20 protein-coding genes are annotated in these 21,386 nt (G+C 74.9%); 11 read left to right on the plus strand and 9 right to left on the minus strand.

Annotated elements, in window-relative coordinates; translation table 11 throughout:
• The 5 genes from ACWEPF_RS05055 to ACWEPF_RS05075 all read left to right on the plus strand — a co-directional run.
• The coding region (locus tag ACWEPF_RS05055; protein ID WP_452171470.1) for an FG-GAP repeat domain-containing protein at positions 1–285 on the plus strand (285 nt) is incomplete at its 5' end.
• 83 nt (positions 286–368) lie between these two features.
• The gene (locus ACWEPF_RS05060; protein WP_452171471.1) at positions 369–1,268 is read left to right on the plus strand and encodes an NAD(P)-dependent oxidoreductase; all 900 of its coding nucleotides are present in this window, start codon (positions 369–371) and stop codon (positions 1,266–1,268) included.
• Positions 1,269–1,380: 112 nt separating this feature from the next.
• The gene (locus ACWEPF_RS05065; RefSeq protein ID WP_452171472.1) at positions 1,381–1,794 is read left to right on the plus strand and encodes a VOC family protein; all 414 of its coding nucleotides are present in this window, start codon (positions 1,381–1,383) and stop codon (positions 1,792–1,794) included.
• A gap of 100 nt (positions 1,795–1,894) precedes the next feature.
• Positions 1,895–2,773 carry an oxygenase MpaB family protein gene (locus tag ACWEPF_RS05070; RefSeq protein WP_452171473.1) on the plus strand — a complete coding sequence of 293 codons (879 nt, stop codon included), beginning with the start codon at positions 1,895–1,897 and terminating at the stop codon, positions 2,771–2,773.
• A gap of 294 nt (positions 2,774–3,067) precedes the next feature.
• Positions 3,068–4,078, plus strand: coding sequence for an isopenicillin N synthase family dioxygenase (locus tag ACWEPF_RS05075; protein WP_452171474.1), 1,011 nt, complete (start codon positions 3,068–3,070; stop codon positions 4,076–4,078).
• A 40-nt stretch (positions 4,079–4,118) separates the two neighbouring features.
• Here ACWEPF_RS05075 and ACWEPF_RS05080 read toward each other — a convergent pair whose 3' ends face one another.
• The 3 genes from ACWEPF_RS05080 to ACWEPF_RS05090 all read right to left on the minus strand — a co-directional run bounded on the left by ACWEPF_RS05080 (position 4,119) and on the right by ACWEPF_RS05090 (position 8,251).
• The gene (locus ACWEPF_RS05080) at positions 4,119–5,093 is read right to left on the minus strand and encodes a septum formation family protein (protein WP_452171475.1); all 975 of its coding nucleotides are present in this window, start codon (positions 5,091–5,093) and stop codon (positions 4,119–4,121) included.
• A gap of 90 nt (positions 5,094–5,183) precedes the next feature.
• Complete coding sequence (locus ACWEPF_RS05085; RefSeq protein WP_452171476.1) at positions 5,184–7,550, minus strand: FtsX-like permease family protein; 2,367 nt, start codon at positions 7,548–7,550, stop codon at positions 5,184–5,186.
• The gene (locus tag ACWEPF_RS05090) at positions 7,547–8,251 is read right to left on the minus strand and encodes an ABC transporter ATP-binding protein (RefSeq protein WP_345286630.1); all 705 of its coding nucleotides are present in this window, start codon (positions 8,249–8,251) and stop codon (positions 7,547–7,549) included. Before ACWEPF_RS05090 ends, ACWEPF_RS05085 begins: the two co-directional genes overlap by 4 nt.
• 209 nt (positions 8,252–8,460) lie before the next feature.
• Here ACWEPF_RS05090 and ACWEPF_RS05095 point away from each other — a divergent pair, with 209 nt between their 5' ends.
• From ACWEPF_RS05095 to ACWEPF_RS05105, 3 genes are all read left to right on the plus strand, one after another.
• Entirely contained in the window at positions 8,461–9,765 is a 1,305-nt protein-coding gene (locus ACWEPF_RS05095) for a sensor histidine kinase (protein ID WP_452171477.1), read from the plus strand.
• Positions 9,762–10,445 carry a response regulator gene (locus ACWEPF_RS05100; protein WP_452171478.1) on the plus strand — a complete coding sequence of 228 codons (684 nt, stop codon included), beginning with the start codon at positions 9,762–9,764 and terminating at the stop codon, positions 10,443–10,445. Before ACWEPF_RS05095 ends, ACWEPF_RS05100 begins: the two co-directional genes overlap by 4 nt.
• 91 nt (positions 10,446–10,536) lie before the next feature.
• On the plus strand, positions 10,537–11,256 hold the full coding sequence (locus ACWEPF_RS05105; protein WP_345286624.1) for a MerR family transcriptional regulator: 720 nt from the start codon (positions 10,537–10,539) through the stop codon (positions 11,254–11,256).
• Between the two features lie 147 nt (positions 11,257–11,403).
• Here the strand turns inward: ACWEPF_RS05105 and ACWEPF_RS05110 are convergent, their stop codons facing one another.
• Positions 11,404–12,342 (minus strand): NADP-dependent oxidoreductase, encoded by a 939-nt coding sequence (locus tag ACWEPF_RS05110; RefSeq protein WP_452171479.1) that lies wholly within the window; start codon positions 12,340–12,342, stop codon positions 11,404–11,406.
• Between the two features lie 110 nt (positions 12,343–12,452).
• On the opposite strand from ACWEPF_RS05110, the gene ACWEPF_RS05115 reads away from it, so the two are divergent.
• Complete coding sequence (locus tag ACWEPF_RS05115) at positions 12,453–12,848, plus strand: winged helix-turn-helix transcriptional regulator (RefSeq protein WP_345286620.1); 396 nt, start codon at positions 12,453–12,455, stop codon at positions 12,846–12,848.
• Positions 12,849–13,039: 191 nt separating this feature from the next.
• Positions 13,040–14,092, plus strand: coding sequence for an AraC family transcriptional regulator ligand-binding domain-containing protein (locus ACWEPF_RS05120; RefSeq protein ID WP_452171480.1), 1,053 nt, complete (start codon positions 13,040–13,042; stop codon positions 14,090–14,092).
• A 63-nt stretch (positions 14,093–14,155) separates the two neighbouring features.
• Here ACWEPF_RS05120 and ACWEPF_RS05125 read toward each other — a convergent pair whose 3' ends face one another.
• The 4 genes from ACWEPF_RS05125 to ACWEPF_RS05140 are packed head-to-tail and all read right to left on the minus strand — an operon-like array spanning position 14,156 to position 19,857.
• Positions 14,156–16,315 carry a 3-hydroxyacyl-CoA dehydrogenase NAD-binding domain-containing protein gene (locus ACWEPF_RS05125; protein ID WP_452171481.1) on the minus strand — a complete coding sequence of 720 codons (2,160 nt, stop codon included), beginning with the start codon at positions 16,313–16,315 and terminating at the stop codon, positions 14,156–14,158.
• 28 nt (positions 16,316–16,343) lie between these two features.
• A complete protein-coding gene (locus ACWEPF_RS05130; protein WP_345286613.1) occupies positions 16,344–17,558 on the minus strand; it encodes an acetyl-CoA C-acetyltransferase in 1,215 nt (404 codons plus the stop codon).
• Between the two features lie 14 nt (positions 17,559–17,572).
• Positions 17,573–18,715 carry an acyl-CoA dehydrogenase family protein gene (locus tag ACWEPF_RS05135; protein WP_452171482.1) on the minus strand — a complete coding sequence of 381 codons (1,143 nt, stop codon included), beginning with the start codon at positions 18,713–18,715 and terminating at the stop codon, positions 17,573–17,575.
• Positions 18,716–18,726: 11 nt separating this feature from the next.
• A complete protein-coding gene (locus tag ACWEPF_RS05140) occupies positions 18,727–19,857 on the minus strand; it encodes a CaiB/BaiF CoA transferase family protein (RefSeq protein WP_452171483.1) in 1,131 nt (376 codons plus the stop codon).
• A 188-nt stretch (positions 19,858–20,045) separates the two neighbouring features.
• Here ACWEPF_RS05140 and ACWEPF_RS05145 point away from each other — a divergent pair, with 188 nt between their 5' ends.
• A complete protein-coding gene (locus ACWEPF_RS05145) occupies positions 20,046–20,309 on the plus strand; it encodes a DUF1876 domain-containing protein (RefSeq protein ID WP_345286607.1) in 264 nt (87 codons plus the stop codon).
• Positions 20,310–20,380: 71 nt separating this feature from the next.
• On the opposite strand, the gene ACWEPF_RS05150 is transcribed toward ACWEPF_RS05145, so the two are convergent.
• Positions 20,381–21,379, minus strand: coding sequence for a hypothetical protein (locus ACWEPF_RS05150; protein WP_452171484.1), 999 nt, complete (start codon positions 21,377–21,379; stop codon positions 20,381–20,383).
• Between the last annotated feature and the right edge of the window lie 7 nt (positions 21,380–21,386).

The following is a 21,386-nucleotide window of genomic DNA, read 5'->3' on the forward strand; positions in this document are numbered from 1 at the left end:
GACCTCGACGGCGACGGCCGCACCGACTACCTCACCCTCACCAACGACGGCGCCGTCACCGCCCACCTCAACCGAGGCGGCGACGGCCACGGCGGCTGGCACGACCTCGGCCGGATCGCCACCGGGGTGACGGCCCCTCAGCAGCAGGTGGAGTTCGCCGACTTCGACGGCGACACCCATGCCGACCGCCTGGTCACCGACGGCGCGACCCGGGCCGCGCTGTACGCCGGCGGCCCCGGACAGGGCGGCTGGACCGACCTCGGCCAGATCGCCACCGGCCCCTGAGGCCTCCGCCGCCCCCGCCCGGTCATGACGAGCCGTCAGTCGTATGCTCACCAACGGGGAACCACGACCGAGAGGGGAACGTCATGTCGGACCGGCTCGCCATCGGTGTGCTCGGCACGGGGATCATGGGGGCGGCGTTGGCCCGCAACCTGGCCCGTGCCGGGCACGCCGTCACCGCCTGGAACCGCACCCGCGCCAAGGCCGAACCGCTGGCCGCCGACGGGGTCCGGATCGCCGGTACGGCGGCCGAGGCCGTCGAGGGCGCCGACGTGGTGCTGACCATGCTCCACGACGGCGCGGCCGTCCTGGACGCGATGGGCCGGGCCGCCTCCGGCCTGCGCCCCGGGGCGCTCTGGATGCAGTCCACCACCGTCGGCCTGGAGGACGTCACCGCGCTGGCCGAACTGGCCGCCGCGCACGGCCTGGTGTTCTTCGACTCCCCCGTGCTCGGCACCCGCGCACCCGCCGAGGCCGGGAAGCTCACCGTGCTGGCCGCCGGGCCCGCCGAGCACTGGGCCGAGCTGGTGCCGGTCTGGGACGCGGTCGGCGCCCTCACCGTCCGGACCGGCGACGACGGCGCGAGCGGCGCCGCCACCCGCCTCAAGCTGGTCGCCAACAGCTGGGTGCTGGCCGCCACCAACGCGGCCGGCGAGGCCCTGGCCCTCTCGCACGCCCTCGGCGTGGACCCGCAGCACTTCCTCGACCTGATCGCCGGCGGCCCGCTGGACATGGGCTACCTGCACGCCAAGTCCGCCCTGATCCTCGGCGACGGCCTCAGCCCGGCCGCCTTCGCCGTCACCACCGCCGCCAAGGACGCCCGCCTGATCGTCGAGGCCGGCGCCCGCAACGGCGTCCGCCTGGACGTGGCCGCCGCCTCGGCCGAGCGCTTCGAGCGGGCCGCCGCCCAGGGCCACGGCGACCAGGACATGGCCGCCGCGTACTACGCCAGCTTCGCGCCCGACGCCGAGCCGAAGCACTCCTGACGGACCGTCACGCGGGGGCCGGACTCGGCAATCGAACATCCGGCCCCCGCGGGACGCCCCGCCCTACGCTCGTCCCAGGCAGCGCACCGAGCGCGGAACCGAGGAGAGCCCGATGACCCAACCGCCCCCGCCCCAGGTCTGGCCCAGCCTGCGCGCGGCCGACGCCCCGGCCCTGATCCGCTTCCTGGTGGAGGCCTTCGGCTTCGAGGAGACCGCCGTCTACGCCGACGGCGACACCGTCCACCACGCCCAGCTGTCCTGGCCGGCCGGCGGCGGCGTCATGCTCGGCTCCGTCCGGGGCGGCGAGGACGACCCGTGGCCGCTGCGCCCGGGCACCTTCGGCGCCTACGTGGTGGTCACCGGCGACCCGGACGCCCTCTTCGACCGCGCCGTCCGGGCGGGCGCCGAGGTGGTCACCGCCCCGCGCGACGTCGACTACGGCAAGGACGGCTCCCGCGACTTCACCGTCCGCGATCCGGAGGGCAACCTCTGGTCCTTCGGCACCTACCCGGGCGAGCCGCGCTGACCACCCGTCAGACCACGGTGCGGATCACGGTGTTGACCGGCCGGTTGCCGCCGCCCTAGGGTCTCGGCAGCCAGCCGTCCGCACCGGAAGGATCCCCCCGATGAACCGCTACGAGTGGCTGCGGCGGATCCGCCGGCTCGACCCGGAGACCCAGTACACCGAGATCTACCGGATCATGAGCCAGTACGAGTTCCCCTGGGACACCAACCAGGCGCTCGGCTTCGCCCTCTACCGCACGTACGCGGTCCCCAGCATCGGCCGGCTGCTCGCCGAGACCGGGGAGTTCACCGGGCGGGCGCAGAAGCGCTACGACGACACCGTGCTGATCCTGGAGGCGGTGGTCGAGCACGGCTTCGACTCCCCGCAGGGCCGCGAGGCGATCCGGCGGATGAACGGGATGCACCGCCGCTACGCGATCTCCGACGAGGACTTCGTCTACGTGCTCGCCACCTTCGTGGTGGTCCCCAAGCGCTGGATGGACGACTACGGCTGGCGCCGCTTCTCCTCGCACGAGGTCCGCGCCTCGGTCAACTACTACCGCGAGCTCGGCCGCCACATGGGACTGCGCGGCGTCCCGGAGACCTACCGGGAGTTCGAGACCCTGCTCGACGGGTACGAGCGCGCGCACTTCGCCTTCGACCCCGGCGGCCGGGCCGTCTCGGACGCCACCCTGGACCTCACCGAGAGCTGGTACCCGCGCCCGCTCGGCGGCCAGATGCGGCTCTCCGCGCTCTGCCTGCTCGACGACCCGCTGCGGGAGGCCTTCGGCTACCCCGCCCCGCCGGCCGCCCTGCGCGCCGCCGTCCGCGCCGGGATGCGGCTGCGCGGCCGCTTCGTCCAACTGCTGCCCGCCCGCCGCACGCCGCACTTCGCCCGGGACGGGCGGCAGGTGCGGGGCTACCCGAACGGCTACCGGCTGAGCGAGCTGGGCACCTTCGAGACCGACGCCCCCGCGAAGTGCCCGTTCCCCCACTCCTGACGGCACGGCTCCGGACAGCGCAGTCCCCGGTACTTCCGTCCGTCTGCCGGATCCGTGGCCGTCGCTCGCGGAGCCGCGCCCGGAGGGAGTTGCCGGGGGCCTGACCGGGGGGCTTGGACCTGATCGCGCGGGGGGCCGACGTCTCGGCCGGCGGGGCGACCCGTCCGGTGTTCCCGGGGTGTACCCACAAGTCTCCTCCGCATTCCGGACAGGTCAACCCCCTGAGCGGAACAAACGCGCACTAATCTGGTGCTGTGGTCCGGTAGCAGCGGCACTCACCACGGACGGCGGCACATGACAGCGCACCTCACCGGTCTCCCGGTCATCGACCTCTCCCTCGCCGACGGCTCCGCCGAGGACCGCGCCCTGCTGCACGACGCGCTGCGCGCGGCCGCCACCGAGGTCGGCTTCTTCCAGCTCATCGGCCACGGCGTGACGCCGGAGGAGACCACCGAGCTGACCGACGCCATGCACGCCTTCTTCGCCCTGCCCGAGGCGGACCGACTGGCCGTCAGCAACCTCAACTCCCCGCACTACCGCGGCTACACCCGCACCGGCACCGAGCGCACCGGCGGCAGCCAGGACTGGCGTGACCAGCTCGACATCGGCGCCGAGCTGCCCCCGCACGTGCCCGGCCCCGAGGACCAGCCGTACTGGTGGCTGGAGGGTCCGAACCAGTGGCCGCCCGCGCTGCCCGCGCTGCGGCCCGCCGCGCTCAACTGGATCGACCGCCTGGGCGCGGTCGCCGCCAAGCTGCTGCACGAGCTGCTCGCCTCGATCGGCGCCCGCCCCGACTTCTACGACTACGCCTTCGCCGGCCACCCCCACCTGCGGCTCAAGCTGGTCCGCTACCCCGGCACCGCTCCCGACGGGGCGGGCCAGGGCGTCGGGGCGCACAAGGACTACGGGTTCATCACCCTGCTCCTCCAGGACACCGTCGGCGGGCTGGAGGTGCTGCTCCCCGACGACACCTTCCTCGCCGTCCCGCCGGTGCCCGGCGCCTTCGTGGTGAACCTCGGCGAGCTCCTCGAAGTCGCCACCGACGGCTACCTCAAGGCCACCCGCCACCGCGTGGTCAGCCCGCCCGGGGCCCGCGAGCGCTTCTCCGTCCCGTTCTTCTACAACCCCCGCCTCGACGCCCACGTCGAGCCGCTCGACTTCCCGAGCGCGCACCACGCCCCGGGCGCCACCGACGACCCGGCCAACCCGCTCTTCGCCGAGTTCGGGCGGAACGAGTTGAAGGGCTACGCCCGGGCCCACCCCGAGGTGACGGAGCGCCACCACCCGGAGCTGCTCTCCGCCTGATCGGGCCCGGGGGCTCGACCGGGCCGCGGCAAGGGCCCGGTCAGGCCTCGTCGGGAGCGTCCTGCGGGACGACCGGCAGGTCCAGGGCCGAGCGGAAGCGCAGGTCGGCCTGGCCGTGGACGCGCAACTTGTCGACCTCGGCGAGCAGTTGGACGGATTCGGTCCGCGCCACCAGGTCGGCCTGCCGGGCCTGGGCCTCCAGCTCCGCCTTGAGCGCGTCCAGCCGCTGCTTCGGCCCCTCGCTCCAGCGGACGCCGTCCAGCAGGCCCGACTCCACCCGCAGCGCCTTGGCCAGGTCGGCGGCGAACTCCCGGTACTGGAGCGGGGCTTGGGACGGATCCTGCTCCGGCCACTGGGACAGCGCCTCGTCGACGGGGTGCTCGGCCGCCAGGTAGCCGTACTGCTCGGGCGAGTAGCCGGCCGTGCCCTTGGTGATCGAGCCCCGCCGCGGATGCGGGTGGGTGAAGTGGCAGACCATTCCCCGTCCGCCGAGCTTCCACTGGGTCTCGCTCGGCATCAGCGCGCCGATCCTGGTCCCGCGCGGGATCGCCATGCGGTCGAGCACGTACCCGTACTGGCCGCGCCGGCACCGCCCCAGGACCATGGTGCGCAGCTCCTCGCTCCCCGGGTACGCCTGGTCGGCCAGGTCGTAGGCGGTGAACACCTCCATCCGGTGCGGCTCGGTGCAGGGCACCTCCTCGGCGCGCGACAACTCGTCGTTCCCGCCCCGGAAGCACTCCCCGGGCTCCCACGGCTTCTCGGCGTCGCGGACCCGCTGTCCGACCTCCCGGACGGCCTCCGAGCCCTTGGTCGCCACCACCACCGTGGTGACGGCCACCAGGGCGACCGCCACCACCAGGGCGGCCCAGGCGCCCGGACCGAACCGCCGCCGGGGCCGCTCGAACTGCCCGGGCGGCCCGGGCGGCGGCGGGTAGGCCGGCGCGGCGTAGGGGTTCGGCTCCTCCGTCGCACCGTCACGCGGGCTGCCCGGCCAGTCACATGACGACGTGTCCACTGCTTCGCTCCCCCTGGTCCCGCCGCCACCACCCGCGGTCGAACGGCTGCGCGAGCGTACCGGAGCGGGCGGACGACCCCGGGCCCGGGGTCACTCGGTCCGCAGGGCCGTGGCGGTGGTGGTGCGGGCCGCCCAGGTGGCCGGGAGGAGGGCGCCCAGCAGGGCGATCAGCAGCCCGGCCGGGGCCAGCAGGGCGAGCTGCCCCGGGCCCGGGCCGGCCAGCACGGACCTCGGGAGTTCGACGCCCGCGGCGTGGCCCATGGCGGGGACGACCACCTCGTGCAGCAGGACTCCGGCCGGGAGCCCGAGCGCGGTGCCGAGCAGCCCGATCAGGGTGACCGAGGAGAGCACCAGGGCCACGGTCTGACGCGGAGTCATGCCGACGGCCTTGGCGATGCCCAGGTCCCGGACCCGCTCCCGGGTGTCCAGCAGCACCGAGTTGAGCACCCCGAGCCCGGCCACCCCGACCAGCAGCAGGGTGAGCAGCGCCGCCATCGTGGTCAGCACCAGGGCCAACCCCTCCCGCCCGTCCGGCGCCGTCGCGACCGCCTCACCGCCCAGCGGGCCGACCACGGCGCCGAGCCGGGCGGCGTACGCGGCCGGGTCCGTCCCGTCGGTCAGGGCGACCAGGTAGGAGCCGGGGCCGGCGGCGGGGAAGTCGGCCAGCAGGGCGTGCAGGTGCATGCCCTCGTCCGCCGTCTCGAAGCCCTCGCCGACGATCCGCAGCTCCCTGGTGGTGCCACGGTGGACCACCCGGACGGTGTCGCCGATCCGGTGGCCGGTGCGGGCCAGGAAGCCGCTGGGGGCGACCACCTGGCCGGGGCCGTCCAGCCAGTGACCGTCGATCAGCTCCAGCGCGCCGCGCCGGGAGTCCCCTTCGTACAGCACCGCCCGGGAGACGCCGGACACCCCGGGCACGCTGATCTCGGCCCAGGTCCGGCCGTAGTACCCCGCGGTGCCGGGCTCGGCCTCGATCGCGGCGCGCAGCCGGGCCGGGTCGGCGGCGGGCCGTTCGGCCTGGCCGGGGGCCGGGACGCCGGGCCCGCCGGAGCCGCCGCCGGTGAAGACGGTCACCCCGGCCCGGCCGCCCGGGTCCTGGGCGGCGCCGACCGCGCCGAGGGAGCCCGTCAGGCCGACCGCGAAGACCGCCGTCAGGGTGCCGAAGGCGACCGCGAGCAGCATGGCCAGGGCCCGGACCGGGTGGGCGAAGGGCAGCGCCAGTCCGTACGTCACGGCCCGGGGCAGCGGGAGCCGGACGGCCAGCCGGTGGGCCCGGCGGCCGCGGCCGGCCCGCGGGGTGCGGCCCGCCGCGACGGCCTCGACGGTGCGCAGCCGTCCGGCCCGCAGGGCGGGCAGCAGGGCGGCCAGGGCGACCACCGCCAGGGCGGTGGCCGGGACGAGCACGTCCACCCACCAGGCCACGCCGAGCGGGACCGCACCGTACGCCTCCTCGGTGTCGGCGAGCAGCGGCAGGGCCAGCAGGTTGCCGAGCGGCACGCCGAGCAGGATGCCCGCGCCGGCCGGGACCAGGGCCTGGGCCAGGTAGGCGCGGACCACCTCGGCGGGGGTGAAGCCGACCGCCTTGAGGATGCCGATCCGGCGCAGCCCGGTGCCGACCGCGCCGCTCACCGCTCCGGCCACGGTGATCACCGCCATGGCCAGGCCGAGCGCGCCGAAGGTGAGCAGGAACGGGACGGTCGGCGCGGCGCCCTGGTCCGCGGCCCGCTTGGTGTCCAGCCAGGAGACGGATCCCAGCACCGCGCCGGCGGGCAGCGCGCCGGCGTACGTCCGCCGGGCCGCGTCGAGGCGGGCCGCGCCGTCGGGGTCGGCGAGCCGGTGGAGCAGCTGGGTGGTGGCGGGCTGCTCCGGAGTGGCCAGGGCGTCGAGCTGACCGGGCGTCACCCAGGCGTCGGCGCTGCGGCCGGCCGAGGTGGCCAGGCCGACCACGGTGAACTCCGGAGATCCCGGGAGCTGCGCGGCGCGCAGCACCGTCCCGAGCGGGAAGCCGGGCCCGGCGAAGGCGCGGGAGAGCACCAGTTCTCCGGGCGCGGTGGCCCAGCGGCCGCTGCCGAGTTCGAGCCGGTCGACGGCGCCGCCGGGGTCCGCGCGGCCCACGGTGCTGAGGGCCGGCAGGCGGCGGCCCTCGGGGTCGGTCAGCTGGAGGCCCAGCGCCCGGTACGGGCCGGCGGTCTCGGTGACGCCCACGGCCCGTGCGGCGGCTTCGAGTTGGGCCCGGTCCGCCTTGGCCGGGTCCAGCTGGACGGTCAGGTGGGCCCCGTGCCCGCGGGCGAAGGCGCGGTCGAACGGGGCGTCGACGGCGACCAGCAGCGCCCCGGCCACCACGGAGGAGGCGACCGCGAACAGCGCGGCCAGCGCCACCACCAGGCTCTGCACCCTCCGTCGGGCCACCCCGGCGCGCACCACGGGGCCGAGGGCCCCGGCGAAGCGGATCCTCATCGGCCGGCCTCCGTCCGGGAGTGCCGCGCGAGTTGACCGTCCTGGGCGAGTTGACCGTCGATCAGCACCACCGTGCGGGTGGCGCAGGCCCGGGCGAGCTCCAGGTCGTGGGTGACCAGCACCACCGTCTGGCCGCCGCGGTGCAGCTCGGTGAGCAGCTCGCGCACCTGCTCCCCGGCGGCGCTGTCCAGGGCTCCGGTCGGCTCGTCCGCCAGCAGCAGGGCCGGGCGGTTCACCAAGGCCCGGGCCACCGCGACACGTTGGCGTTCGCCTCCGGAGAGCTGTCCGGGGTGGGCCCGGGCGTGCCGGGCGATGCCGAGCTGCTCCATCAGCTCCTCGGCACGGGCGGCGGCGGTGCGCCGTCCGGCGCCGCGCAGCTGGGCCGGGAGCAGGATGTTGTCGGCCACGGTGAGGTCGTCCAGCAGGTTGAAGAACTGGAAGACCATGCCGATCCGCTCCCGGCGGAAGCGGGCCAGGGCGTGCTCGCCGAGCCCGTCCAGCCTGGTCCCGGCGACGGTGACGCTGCCGTCGGTCGGGCGGTCCAGCCCGGCCACCAGGTTGAGCAGGGTGGACTTGCCGCTGCCGGAGGGCCCGGTCACGGCCAGGGCCTCGCCCTCGGCGACGGTGAGGTCGAGCGGGCCGAGCGCGGTGGTGGTGCCGTGGCGCCGGACGACGCCGGCCAGTTCGATCACATGGGACACGGTGGTCCTCCGGTGAGGGGTCTCGGTTCGGGGAACGGGGTGAACCTAGGCCCGGGGGTGCGGGCGGCGCGTCGGCCGTCGCGCCGACCTCCGGCCCTCCCCGCGGACGATCCCGGCCGCGGGTCCTTCCCGCGGCGTACGCCTCGCGGAGGGCGGGGTCGTCGTCAGGGTGGACGCGCCCGGGGCCACCCGGCCCGCACAATGACCCGGTGCGGGAGCGGGAACGACGCGGATGGCGTCACCAGGTGCGGGAGGCGCTGCGGGCGGAAGGCCGGCCGCCGGCCCCGCCGTCGCGCCGGGCCCGGTGGGCCGACGTGCTGCTCGCGGTGGCGCTGACCGTCACGGCCCTGGTGGTCGCGGTGCGGTACCCGGGCGACGGGCCGATCCGGATCGGCCCGCAGCAGGTCTTCACCGTCCCGGCCCCGCCGGACCTCCCCCTGGGCGCCGTGCCGGAGACGGCGGGGCCCGACGGGCCGTCAGCCGCCGCGCTCTGGCTGCTGGTGCCGCTCTCCGCGCTGCCGCTGGCGCTCCGTCGGCGGTGGCCGTTGGCGGTCTTCGCCCTGGTGCTGGCCGCCCTGCTGGCCCTCGGCGACCGGGCCTCCTGGATCAACGTGCTCTGCTGCGTGCTGGCCGCCTACGGCGCCGTCCGGCACAGCCGCCACCGGGTTCCGGCCGTCGCGGCGCTGCTGGCCGGGGCGGTGGTGGCGGGGGTGGTGCTGCGGGACGCGCGACCGGTGCTGCCGGGGTGGTCGAGCCCGGCGGTGGTACTGCTGGCGGCGGGGGTCTCGGCCTCCCTGGTGCGGTTCTGGCAGCGGCGGCTGGCGGCCGGGCGGGAACGGCTGGAGGAGCTGCGGCTGGCCCAGCGGGAGGAGACCCGGCGGGCGGTCGCCGAGGAGCGCGCCCGGATCGCGGCCGAGCTGCACGACGTGGTGACCCACAATGTCAGCGTGATGGTGATCCAAGCGGGCGCGGCCCGCACCGTGCTGGGCACCGCGCCCGAGCAGGCCCGCGAGGCGCTGCTCGCGGTGGAGTCCGGCGGACGGGCGGCGCTGGCCGAACTCCGGCAGGTGATGGGCCTGTTGGCCGCCCCCGAGCACGAACGGGCCGAAGGCCTGGAGCCGCAGCCCGGGCTGGGGCAGCTCGACGCGCTGGTGGAGCGGGTGGTGGCGGCCGGGCTCCCGGTGGAGACCAGCGTGGCGCTGCCCGCCGAACCGCTGGCGCCGATCGTGGAGCTGACGGTGTACCGGGTGGTGCAGGAGGCCCTGACCAACACCCTGAAGCACGCCCCGGGGGCCCGGGCCAGGATCACCCTGGAGACCTCCGGGGAGTGGCTGGCGATCGAGGCCACCGACACCGGCCCCGCCGGGGCCCGCGTGCCCGTCAGCACCGGCGGCGGGCGCGGTCTGATCGGCCTGCGGGAGCGGCTCGCCGTCTGCGGCGGCGAACTGACCGCCGGGCCGACCCTGGCCGGCGGCTACCGGATCACGGCGCGGCTGCCCTGGCGGACCGGATGAGCGCGGCCCCGCTGCGGGTCGTCCTGGCGGACGACCAGGCGCTGGTGCGGACCGGCTTCGGCATGATCCTGGCCGCCGACGGCATCGAGGTGGTGGCCGAGGCCGCCGACGGGGCCGAGGCGGTGTCGGCCGTCCTGCGCACCCGGCCGGACGTGGTCCTGATGGACGTCCGGATGCCCGTGATGGACGGCATCGAGGCCACCCGCCGGATCGCCGGACAGGCCGGCGGCCCCAAGGTGCTCATCCTCACCACCTACGACCTCGACCACTACGTCTACTCGGCGCTCACCCTCGGCGCCAGCGGCTTCCTGCTCAAGGACGTCACCCCCGAGCACCTGGTCGCCGCCGTCCGCCTGGTGCGCACCGGCGACGCCCTGCTGGCCCCCGCCATCACCCGCCGCCTGGTCGAACGCTTCGCCCGCCCCGAGCCGCCCGGCCCCGCCCCCGCGCCCGTCCGGCACCGCTCCCTCGCCGACCTGACGCCCCGTGAACTCGAGGTCCTGCGCCTGCTCGCCACCGGCCTCAGCAACGCCGAGCTCGCCGACCGCCTGGTCCTCAGCCCCACCACCGTGAAGACCCACGTCGGCCGCATCCTCACCAAGCTCGGCCTGCGCGACCGCGTCCAGGCCGTCGTCCTCGCCTACGAGACCGGCCTGATCACCCCGCACGCCGAAAGCTGAACCCCGCTTCTCGGCACCGGCCCGCCCCGGATGGGACACTGCTGCTGTCACAGCGGTACTGCCGCGTCCCGATCCGAGCAGGAGGCCCACCATGGCAGCGCCGGCGCCGTCGCAGATGACCGTCGACGAGTTGGCGGCGCGGGCCGGGGTGACGGTGCGGACGCTGCGCTTCTACAGCACCAAGGGGCTGCTGCCCCCGCCGGAGCTGGGACCGCGCCGGGTGGGGTGGTACGGGGCCGAGCACCTGGGCCGGCTGGAGCTGATCGAGGAGCTCCAGCGGCAGGGCCTGACACTGGCCGCGATCGAGCGCTACCTGTCCCAACTCCCGGAGGACATCAGCTCCCTGGACCTGGCGTTCCACCGCGGTCTGGTCGCCTCCTGGACCCCCGAGGTGGCCGAGGAGGCGACCCGCGAGCAGCTGGGACGCCGGGTCGGCCGGGAGCTCTCCGAGGAGGACGTCGACCGGCTCGCCGCGATGGGCGCGGTGCACCGCACCGAGGACCCGGAGCTCTTCAAGATCGAGCCCGGCATGCTCCCGCTCGGCGTCCGCGTCCTGGACGTCCCCATCCCGCTGGAGACCCTGCTGGCGGCACGCGCCGTGGTCCGCCTGCACAGCCAGGCCACCGCGCACGACCTGCACCGCCTGTTCCGCGACACGGTCTGGCGCCCGTACCGGGAGAGCGAGCCGAGCGAGGAGGACCTGGAGCGGATGAAGGGCCTGACCGAACGGATCCAACCCATGGTCGTCCAGGCCCTGGTGACGGCCTTCCAGCGCTCCCTGGCCGAGGAGCTCACCCGCCGCGAGCCCTGAGCCGCGCGTACGTGACCGCACGGGCACGTCGAATGCGCTGGCGGCGCTGCCCGGACGGCATGCCGACTCCCCCGAGCCCCCGTCCGCGCGGCCTTGGCCGGCCGTGCGGTGAGCCCGATTGTCGTCCCGCCCGCGCCCGGCGAGGAGTCATCGCACCAACACCACGGCACCCCGCCGGCCCGGGCGGGCCAACAGCTCATGGGCCCGGGCGGCCTCGCCGAGCGGGAGGACGGCACCGACCCGCAGGACGAGGCGGCCGTCGGCGGCCAGGGTGCTCAGCCGGGCCAAGGCCTCGCCGTCGGCGGCCACCCAGACCTGGGCGACCCGGATGCCGCGCAGGGCGACCGGGGCGCGGCCGGCCGAGAGCGCGACGAAGGCACCCCGGTTGCGGACCGCCCCGAGGGCCTCCACCCCGAGCAGTGCGGCGTCCAAGGCCCCGTCCACCCCGCCGGGCACCAAGGCCCGTACCTGCTCGGCGAGTTCGCCACCGCCCCGGGGCACGAACCACTCCGCTCCCAGCCCGAGCAGCGCCTCCCGGTCCGCCTCCCCGCCCTGAGCCACCACCCGCAGCCCGCGCAGCGCGGCCAGTTGGACGGCGAGCCCGCCCACCCCGCCCGCCGCACCGGTGACCAGCAGCGTCGCCCCGGCCGGCAGGCCGAGCAGGTCGAGGGCCTGATCGGCCGTCAGACCGTTGAGCGGCAGGGCCGCCGCCTCGACCACCGGCACCCCGTCCGGTGCCGCGGCCACGGCCGTCGCGTCCAGCACCACCTGCTCGGCGTGGGTGCCGAGCGGGACGTCCAGCCGGTCCCGCAACCCGATCACCCGGTCGCCGAGCCCGAACCCCGCCACGCCCTCGCCCAGTTGCTCCACCACACCCGCGACGTCCCAGCCGATGCCGGTCACCTCCCGCTCCGCCACCAGCCCGGCCCCGGTCAGGACTCCGGCCCTGGTCACCGCGTCCACCGGGTTCACGGCGGCGGCCTCCACCCGGATCCGCACCTGCCCCGCCCCGGGCTCGGGCGGCTCCACCTCCTCCACGCCCACCTGCTCGGGACCTCCGAAAGTACGGACGACGACGGCACGCATCACTGCTCCCCTCCACGGACTGATCGCCAACTGCCGCCGACGCTACGGGCCGTTACGCTCCCCCGGTAAGGACGCACCCCGAGGTGCGTACCGCACCGGGAGGAGAGCCAGTGCCCACCATGACCGCCGCCCAGCGCCGCGCCGCCGAACGGGCCCGCTACGACGCCTACTTGGCCGACTGCCCGGCCCGCCACCTGCTGGAGCGGATCGGCGACAAGTGGGTCAGCCTGACCGTCAACGCCCTCGCGGACGGACCGCTGCGCTACTCCGAACTCCGGGCCCGACTGGCCGGGATCAGCGAGAAGATGCTCACCCAGACCCTCCGCCACCTCGAACGCGACGGCCTGCTGACCCGCGCCGTCACCCCCACCGTCCCGGCCCGGGTCGACTACGCGCTCACCCCGCTCGGCGAGACCCTGCTCCCCGTCCTCCACACCCTCAAGGCCTGGGCCGACCAGCACATGCCCGAGGTCCTCCGGGCCCGCGCCGAACACGACCGGGGGTAGCCGAGGCAGGACGAGAAGGGCCCTCCCTCCGGGCCCGGTGGGGGTCGGGGCCGGGAGGAGGGCCTCTCATGGCGGGCGGCTGGGGGGCCTCCCGTCCCGACGCTAGATGATCGCGGCGGTGGAACCGAGGACCGAAGGCGTCAGGCACCGGACCCTGTGCGACAGGCACCGGCTGGCTATGCTCGGCTCCCATGCCGTCACAGCCGCCGTCACAGCCGCACGAAGGGACCACCCCCTCGGCGTTCACCCGGGTGAACGCCGGCTGCGCCGAACTGCTGGGCGTGGAGCGGGAGCAGTACGGCCGCCTGCTCGGCATGGCGCCGGAGCACCTCACCGACGACCGCTACCGGACGCCGGCCGCCACCAACATCCGGATCTGGCAGCTGATGGTCACTCAGGTCCACTGGACCGAGGTGGCCCTGGCGATGACGCGGCAGTCCTCGCTCGGGGCCTTCGGCGTCTGGGACTACCTGCTGACCTCCGCGGCCACCCCGCTCGACGGCCTGCGGGACGCCTCCGCGCACCTGGCCGCCATCGCCGACGCCGGGACGGAGGAGGTCCGGATCGCCGAGGAGGACGGGGAGGTCGTCGTCAGCCACGCCAACGAGGCGGACCTGACCGACGAGACCGCCGCCGCGATCCGCGCGTTCGCGATGGGGCTGTTCCGCCGGCGGCTCTCCGAGGCCACCCGGCAGGACCTGGTCCCCGTCCGGGTGGCGTTGGCGGCCCGTGCTCCCCGGCGGCACCGCGCGCTGCGCGAGCTCTACGGCGGGGCGCCGGTCGAGTTCGACGCCCCGATCTCCTCCGTCACCTTCGCCGCCGCCGACCTCAGGGCCGCCAACCCCCTTGCCCAGCCGGGGCTTTCGGCCGTCCTGCGGGCGCACGCGGAGCAGAGCGTCGCCACCGCCGTCCCGCTGCACAGCTGGCTGGACCTGTTCCGGATCGCCCTCGCGGCGGCGGAGCGGGAGGGCGGGCCGACCCTCACCGCGGTGGCGCAGCGGCTGGCGATCGGCCCGCGCACCCTCCAGCGCCGCCTGGACGAGCACGGGAGCACCTGGCGGGAGGAGCTGCAGGCCGTCCGCCGCACCCGGGCCCTGGAGCTGCTGCGGGGCACGGAGTTGAGCACCGAGGCGATCGCCGCCCGCACCGGCTACGCCGACGCCCGCGCCCTGCGCCGCGCGGTCAGGAGGTGGTCCGGCAGCAGCCCCAGCGCCCTGCGCGAGGCCGAGGGGCTGTCGCCTTGACGGGGCCCGGCCGGTGACCGAGGTGGTCACCGGCCGGGCCCCGAGGGCGCGTCGGTGGAGGCGTCAGAAGGTGCGGCCCTCGGCCGCCATCTCGTCCAGCAGCGCCGGCGGCTCGAACCGCGGCCCGTACGCGGCCGCCAACTCCCGGGCGCGGGCGGCGAACCCGCCGACGCCGCCCTCGTAGCCGTTGATGTACTGGAGCACGCCGCCGGTCCAGGCCGGGAAGCCGATGCCGAGGATGGAGCCGACGTTGGCGTCCGGCACCGTGGTGAGGACGTCCTCCTCCAGGCAGCGGACCGAGTCGATCGCCTCGGAGAAGAGCATCCGCTCCTGCATGTCGCGGAACGGGATCTCCGCGCCGGGGCGGGTGAAGTGCTCGCGCAGGCCCGGCCAGAGGCGGGTGCGCTTGCCGTCCTCGTACTCGTAGAAGCCGGCTCCGCCGCTGCGGCCGGGGCGGTCGAACTCGGTGACCATCCGGTCGAAGACCTCGTCGGAGGGGTGGCCGGGCCAGACCCCGCCCGCCTCCTCGACGGCGCGGCGGGCCTCGTCGCGGATCTTGCGCGGCAGGGTGAGGGTCAGCTCGTCGAGCAGCGAGAGCACCTTCGCCGGGTAGCCGGCCTGGGCGGCGGCCTGCTCGATCGAGGCGGGCTCCAGGCCCTCGCCGACCATCGCCACGCCCTCGCTGATGAACTGTCCGATCACCCGGGAGGTGAAGAAGCCGCGGGAGTCGTTCACCACGATCGGGGTCTTCTTGATCTGCTGCACCAGGTCGAACGCGGCGGCCAGCGCCTCGTCGCCGGTCTGCGGCCCGCGGATGATCTCGACCAGCGGCATCTTGTCGACCGGCGAGAAGAAGTGCAGGCCGATGAAGTCGGCCGGGCGCTCGACCCCCTCCGCCAGCAGGCCGATCGGCAGGGTCGAGGTGTTGGAGCAGAGCAGCGCGTCGGGCGCGACCACGCCCTGGACCTCCTGGAACACCTTGTGCTTGAGCTCGGTGTTCTCGAAGACCGCCTCGATCACGGTGTCGCAGCCGGCCAGGTCGGCCGCCTCGGCGGTGGGGGTGATCCGGGCCAGGAAGGCGTCCCGCTCCTCCGCGGTCATCCGGCCGCGGGCCACCTGCTTCTCCAGCAGCCCGGCGGAGTAGGCCTTCCCGCGCTCGGCGGCCTCCACCGTGACGTCCTTGAGGAAGACCGTGAGGCCGGCCTTGGCGCAGGAGTAGGCGATGCCCGCGCCCATCATCCCGGCGCCGAGCACCGCGACCCGCTCGGCCTTCCGCTTGGCCGGCGAAGCCGGGCGGCTGGCACCGGAGTTGACGGCCTGCATGTCGAAGAACAGCGCCTTGATCATGTTCTTCGAGGTCTGCCCGCAGGCCAGCTCGGTGAAGTACCGGGCCTCGATCACGAAGGCGTTGTCCACGTCCACCTGGGCGCTCTCCACGGCGGCCGCGAGCACGTTGCGCGGGGCCGGGTAGGGGGCGCCGTTGATCTGCTTGCGCAGGTTGGCCGGGAAGGCGGGCAGGTTGGCGGCAAAGGCGGGGGTGGCGGGGGTGCCGCCGGGGATCTTGTAACCCTTGACGTCCCAGGGCTGGACGGCGGTCTCGTTCGCCTCCACCCAGGCGCGCGCCTTGGCGAGCAACTCGTCGGTGTCGGACACGAGTTCGTCGACCAGGCCGATCTCCAGCGCCTGCGCCGGGCGGTACTGGCGGCCCTGCAGCAGCACCTTCAGCAGCGCGTCGGTGATGCCGAACATCCGGACCGTGCGGACCACCCCGCCGCCGCCGGGCAGCAGGCCCAGCGTCACCTCGGGCAGGCCGATCTTGCTGCCGGGCGCGTCCAGCGCGATCCGGTGGTGGCAGGCCAGGGCCAGCTCCAGGCCGCCGCCGAGGGCCGCGCCGTTGATGGCCGCGACCACCGGCCGGCCGAGCGTCTCCAGGGTGCGCAGCGAGCGCTTGATCCGCATCGAGTTGTCGAACACCCGCTGGGCGTCGGCGGGTTGGGCCGCGGAGATGAGGCGCAGGTCGCCGCCGGCGAAGAAGGTCTTCTTGGCCGAGGTGATGATGACACCACGGAGGCCGTCGAAGTCCTTGAGGCGCTGGACGGTCTCCTCGAACGCGGCGGTGAAGGCGGCGTTCATGGTGTTGGCGGACTGGTCCGGGTCGTCGAGCACCAGGGTGACCACACCGGCCTGGTCCTGCTCCCAGCGAATGGGGGTGACGGAAGTCATGACTGAGGTCTCCAGAAGTGTCGGGTGGTCAGATGCGCTCGATGACGGTGGCGATGCCCATCCCGCCGCCGACGCACAGGGTCACCAGGCCGTAGCGCTGCTCGCGGCGCTCCAGCTCGTCCAGCACCGTGCCGATCAGCATCGCGCCGGTGGCGCCCAGCGGGTGGCCGAGGGCGATGGAGCCGCCGTTGACGTTCACCTGGTCCGGCCGGAAGCCGAGCTCGCGCACGAAGCGCAGGGCGACGGCGGCGAAGGCCTCGTTGATCTCCACCAGGTCGATGTCGGCGGCGGTCAGACCGGCCTTCGCCAGTGCCTTGCGGGTGGCCGGGGCGGGGCCGGTGAGCATGATGGTGGGCTCGGAGCCGGAGACGGCGGCGGAGACGATCCGCCCGCGCGGGCGCAGCCCGTACCGCTCGCCGACCTCGCGCGACCCGATCGCGACCAGCGCCGCGCCGTCCACGATGCCGGAGGAGTTGCCCGCGTGGTGGACGTGGTCGATGGCCTCGACCCAGTGGTACTTCTGCAGGGCGACGGCGTCGAAGCCGCCCATCTCGCCGATGGCGGCGAAGGAGGGCTTGAGGCCGGCCAGGGTCTCCACCGTCGTCCCCGGGCGGATGAACTCGTCGCGCTCCAGCACCACCAGGCCGTTGCGGTCGCGCACCGGCACCACCGAGCGGTCGAACAGGCCGTCGGCCTGGGCCTTGGCGGCGCGGGCCTGGGACTCGGCGGCGAAGGCGTCCACGTCGGCGCGGGAGAAGCCCTCGATGGTGGCGATCAGGTCGGCGCCGATGCCCTGCGGGATGAAGGAGGTCTCGTAGGCGGTCATCGGGTCGGCGAACCAGGCACCGCCGTCGGAGCCCATCTTGACCCGGCTCATCGACTCCACGCCGCCGGCCAGGATGAGGTCCTCCCAGCCCGAACGGACCTTGGCCGCGGCCTGGTTGACAGCCTCCAGGCCGGAGGCGCAGAAGCGGTTCTCCTGCACGCCGGCCACGGTGTCCGGCAGGCCGGCCGCGATGGCGGCCACCCGGGCGATGTCGGAGCCCTGGTCGCCGATCGGGCTGACCACGCCGAGCACGATGTCGTCGATCGCGGCCGGGTCCAGGCCGGGCAGGCGGCGCTGGATCTCGTGGATCAGGCCGACCACCAGGTCGATCGGCTTGGTGGCGTGCAGCGAACCGTTGGCCTTGCCCCGGCCGCGCGGAGTGCGGATCGCCTCGTAGACGTACGCTTCGGTGGTCACGGTGTGGGTGCCTTTCAGCCGAGGATGGAGCGGCCGATGATCTCTTTCATGATCTCGGTCGTGCCGCCGTAGATGGTCTGGATCCGGCCGTCGGTGAACGCCTTGGCGACCGGGTACTCCGTCATGTAGCCGTACCCGCCGTGCAGTTGGAGGCAGCGGTCGGCGGTGCGCTTCTGCAGTTCGGTGGCCCACCACTTGGCCATCGAGGCGTCCACCGGGGTGAGCGCCCAGCGGTTGTGCTCGGTGATGCAGCGGTCCACGAAGGTCCGGGTGACGGCGCACTCGGTGGCCAGCTCGGCGATCTCGAAGCGGACGTGCTGGAGCTTGGCCAGCGGGCGCCCGAAGGCGGTGCGCTGCTTGACGTACTCGGTGGTGAGCTCGACCAGGTGCTCGGCCCCGGCGATCGCGGCCACCGCGATCGCCAGGCGTTCCTGGGCGAGGTTGCGCATCAGGTAGTAGAAGCCCTGGTTCAGCTCCCCGAGGAGGTTCTCCTTGGGGACCCGGACGTCCTGGAAGAACAGCTCGGCGGTGTCCTGGGCCTTCTGGCCGATCTTGTCGAGGTTGCGGCCGCGCTCGAAGCCGGGCATCCCGCGCTCGACCACGAACAGGCTGAGGCCGTGCGCTCCGCCCTCCTCGGTGGTCTTGGCGACCACCACCACGAGGTCGGCCAGGATGCCGTTGGAGATGAAGGTCTTGGCGCCGTTCAGCAGGTAGTGGTCGCCCTTGTCCTCGGCCCGGGTAGTGATGCCCTGGAGGTCGGAGCCGGTGCCGGGCTCGGTCATCGCGATGGCGGTGATCAGCTCGCCGGAGCAGAAGCCGGGCAGCCAGCGGCGCTTCTGCTCCTCGGTGGCCAGCTGGCTGAGGTAGGGGCCGATGATGTCGTTGTGCAGGCCGATCGCCAGGCCGCTGGCCCCGGCCCGGACGAACTCCTCGGCCAGCACGGCCGGGTAGCGGAAGTCGCCCTCGCCGCCCCCGCCGTACTCCTCCTCGACGGCCAGGCCGAGCAGGCCCTGCCGCCCGGCGGCCAGCCAGGCCGAGCGGTCGACGATGCCGTCCTTCTCCCAGCGGTCGTGGTGCGGCAGCACCTCCTTGGCCAGGAAGGCCCGGACGGTCTCGCGGAACGCCTCGTGCTCCTCGGTGTAGATCTCGCGCTGCACGGCTCCTGCTCTCAACTGGAGGGGGTGTGAAGGCTCTTGACGTCCCAGTCGCGCGCCACCTGCTCGGTGTGCGCGCCGGGGAGGGCCGGCGGGCGGTGCACCGAGCCGGGGGTGACGGAGAACCGGGGCGCCGGGGCGGGCTGGGTGACGCCGCCCCCGGTGAGGTAGGTGCCCCGGGCCACCAGGTGCGGGTGGACGGCGGACTGACCGAGCGTCAGCACCGGGGAGGTGCAGGCGTCCGTGCCCTCGAAGAGCTCGGTCCACTCGGCCTGGGTGCGGGTGGCGAACCGGGCCGCGACGGCCGCCCGCAGTTCGGGCCAGCGGGCCATCTCGAACTGGCCGGGCGCGTCGGCGGGGAGCTCCAGCAGCCGGGTGAACTCGGCCCAGAACTGGGGCTCCAGCGCGCCGACCGCCATGTACCGGCCGTCCGAGGTGCGGTAGGTGGCGTAGCACGGGGCGCCGCCGTCCAGCAGGTTGACGCCGCGTCCGTCCTGCCAGAGCCCGGCGCCCAGCAGACCCCAGAGCATGGTGGTCAGGTGTGCGGCGCCGTCCACGATGGCGGCGTCCACCACCTGGCCGGTGCCGGTGAGTTCGGCGTGCCGCAGGCCGGCCAGCAGGCCGACCACCAGGTAGAGCGAGCCGCCCGCGTAGTCGCCGAGCAGGTTGGCCGCCCAGGCGGGCGGGCCGTCCGCCGGGCCGGCCAGGCCGAGCACCCCGGCGGTGGCGGTGTAGCCGAGGTCGTGCCCGGCCCGCTGGGCGAGCGGACCGCCCTGGCCCCAGCCGGTCATCCGGCCGTAGACCAGTGCGGGGTTGCGGGCCAGGCAGGCCTCCGGGCCGACCCCGAGGCGCTCGGCGACGCCCGGGCGGTAGCCCTCGATCAGCAGGTGGGCGCGCTCGACCAGGTCGAGCACCTGGCCCGGACCCTCGGGAGCCTTGAGGTCCACGAGGACCGAGCGCTTGTTCCGGTTGGTCAGGTCGTGCTCGGGGGCGGGGCCGAGCGGGGACGGACCCGGGCGGTCCACCCGGACCACGTCCGCCCCGAGGTCGGCGAGCAGCATCGCGGCGAACGGGCCGGGCCCGATGCCGGCCAACTCCACCACCCGCACCCCGGCGAGTGGTCCCCGGTTGGTCGAACCGTCCACAGCCGTCCTCTCGTCTTTGACAGTGGGGCTGTCACAGTCGCGATGATAGACAAGTGACCCGGCGGTAACAAGGCTTCGGCGCACGGGTCGCGGATCCGGTTCGACCGGCCTCCCGCCCGCCTTGAAATCGGCCGTGCACAGGCGGAGGCTGGGCCTTGAACGATCCACCCGGAATGAGGTGATCGACCATGCGAAACCAGTGGAACGTCGCCCTCGTCTTCGAGGAGGACGAGAACCGCACCACCTGCACCGCCTCGCTGGAGGGCTTCAGCGCCCCCGGCGTCCGCGGCCTCGGCATCGCCCGCCGCAACCCGGACGACGCCCCCGACTCCACCGTCGGAGAGGAGCTGGCCGCGGCCCGCGCCTGCTCCAACCTGGCCCACGAGCTCATCCTCAAGGCCGCCTCCGGCATCGAGTCCCACACCCACCGCGAGGCCCGTCTGCTCTTCTGACGGAGCCTCACCCGCCCGGTGAACGCACGGAGGCCCCGCCGTGACGGCGGGGCCTCCGGTGTGCGGACGGTCTAACGAGCGGTGGGCGGGCGTCGCTCCAGGAAGCCGGGCCGCCAGTGCGGCAGGACGGCGGCGAGCAGCGCGAACCCGGCCAGCAGCGCGACGGCGAGGACGTGGTGGCCGGAGTTCCACAGGTGGGCGGCGGCCGAGAGCAGCATCAGGGCGAGCACCGGCACCCCCGCCACGGCCGCCGCCGCCGGACCCGGCCGGCCGCGCAGCAGCGCGGGCACGGCGACGGCGAGCAGCGTGAGCTCCGTCGCACCGAGCAGCAGGGCCAGCACGACGCTGGGCGCCCCCGCACCGAGGATCCGGAACGGCCCCAGCCCGAGCGCCGTGTTCAGCAGCACACCGCCGACCAGCAGACCCGCCAGAGAGCTCAGGCGCCGCCCCCTGGTCGGCGGCCCGAGCAGGTCCCGGGGCGCGGCCATCAGGATCAGCAGCCAGATCACCTGAGGCCCGTACCAGGCCGCCATCCTGGCGAGCAGCCGGGGGCCGTCCCCGTAGGACCAGCTCGTCGACAGCAGCGACTCGACCACCACGTGGCCCAGGACCGCCAGCAGGCCCAGCGGCGCCAGCGCCCGGGCCGCGGTCCAACGGCCGGTGGCGGCCGCGACGGCCACCACCAACAGGAGGAGCAGGCCCGCCCGGCCGAGCCAGTAGCCGAAGCCCGGCAGGGTGTCCACCGGCGCGGCGATCAGCCAGTACAGGGGCCACCCGCGCTGCAGGGAGACGACCACGCCGTCCACCTCCTCCGCCAGCGTGCCCGCCACCGCCGCCACCCCCGCGAACGGCGCTGCCAGAGCAGCCAGTTGAGCCAGTGTCCGGTCCGACCCGAGCCCGAGCCGCATCCGCAGGCCGTGCCCGGCCAGATCGACCCACTCCCGCGCGGCCGACCAACGCCCCTGCCCGGCGGTGGCGTCCGCGAAGACCGCCGCCAACTCGGCGCCCTCGCCCCGGCGGTAGGACCCCGGGTGGAGGCGCATCGCCACCCGCACCCCGAGGCCGCTCATCCCACTC

The organism is Kitasatospora sp. NPDC004289, assembly GCF_053602875.1.

Excerpts from the sequence above, each read along its gene's own strand:
- ACWEPF_RS05150 (WP_452171484.1), bottom strand. The coding sequence starts at position 21,379 with ATGAGCGGCCTCGGGGTGCGGGTGGCGATGCGCCTCCACCCGGGGTCC.
- ACWEPF_RS05070 (WP_452171473.1), top strand. The coding sequence starts at position 1,895 with ATGAACCGCTACGAGTGGCTGCGGCGGATCCGCCGGCTCGACCCGGAG.
- ACWEPF_RS05060 (WP_452171471.1), top strand. The coding sequence starts at position 369 with ATGTCGGACCGGCTCGCCATCGGTGTGCTCGGCACGGGGATCATGGGG.
- ACWEPF_RS05105 (WP_345286624.1), top strand. The coding sequence starts at position 10,537 with ATGGCAGCGCCGGCGCCGTCGCAGATGACCGTCGACGAGTTGGCGGCG.
- ACWEPF_RS05085 (WP_452171476.1), bottom strand. The coding sequence starts at position 7,550 with ATGAGGATCCGCTTCGCCGGGGCCCTCGGCCCCGTGGTGCGCGCCGGG.
- ACWEPF_RS05120 (WP_452171480.1), top strand. The coding sequence starts at position 13,040 with ATGCCGTCACAGCCGCCGTCACAGCCGCACGAAGGGACCACCCCCTCG.
- ACWEPF_RS05110 (WP_452171479.1), bottom strand. The coding sequence starts at position 12,342 with ATGCGTGCCGTCGTCGTCCGTACTTTCGGAGGTCCCGAGCAGGTGGGC.
- ACWEPF_RS05145 (WP_345286607.1), top strand. The coding sequence starts at position 20,046 with ATGCGAAACCAGTGGAACGTCGCCCTCGTCTTCGAGGAGGACGAGAAC.
- ACWEPF_RS05065 (WP_452171472.1), top strand. The coding sequence starts at position 1,381 with ATGACCCAACCGCCCCCGCCCCAGGTCTGGCCCAGCCTGCGCGCGGCC.
- ACWEPF_RS05075 (WP_452171474.1), top strand. The coding sequence starts at position 3,068 with ATGACAGCGCACCTCACCGGTCTCCCGGTCATCGACCTCTCCCTCGCC.
- ACWEPF_RS05100 (WP_452171478.1), top strand. The coding sequence starts at position 9,762 with ATGAGCGCGGCCCCGCTGCGGGTCGTCCTGGCGGACGACCAGGCGCTG.
- ACWEPF_RS05125 (WP_452171481.1), bottom strand. The coding sequence starts at position 16,315 with ATGACTTCCGTCACCCCCATTCGCTGGGAGCAGGACCAGGCCGGTGTG.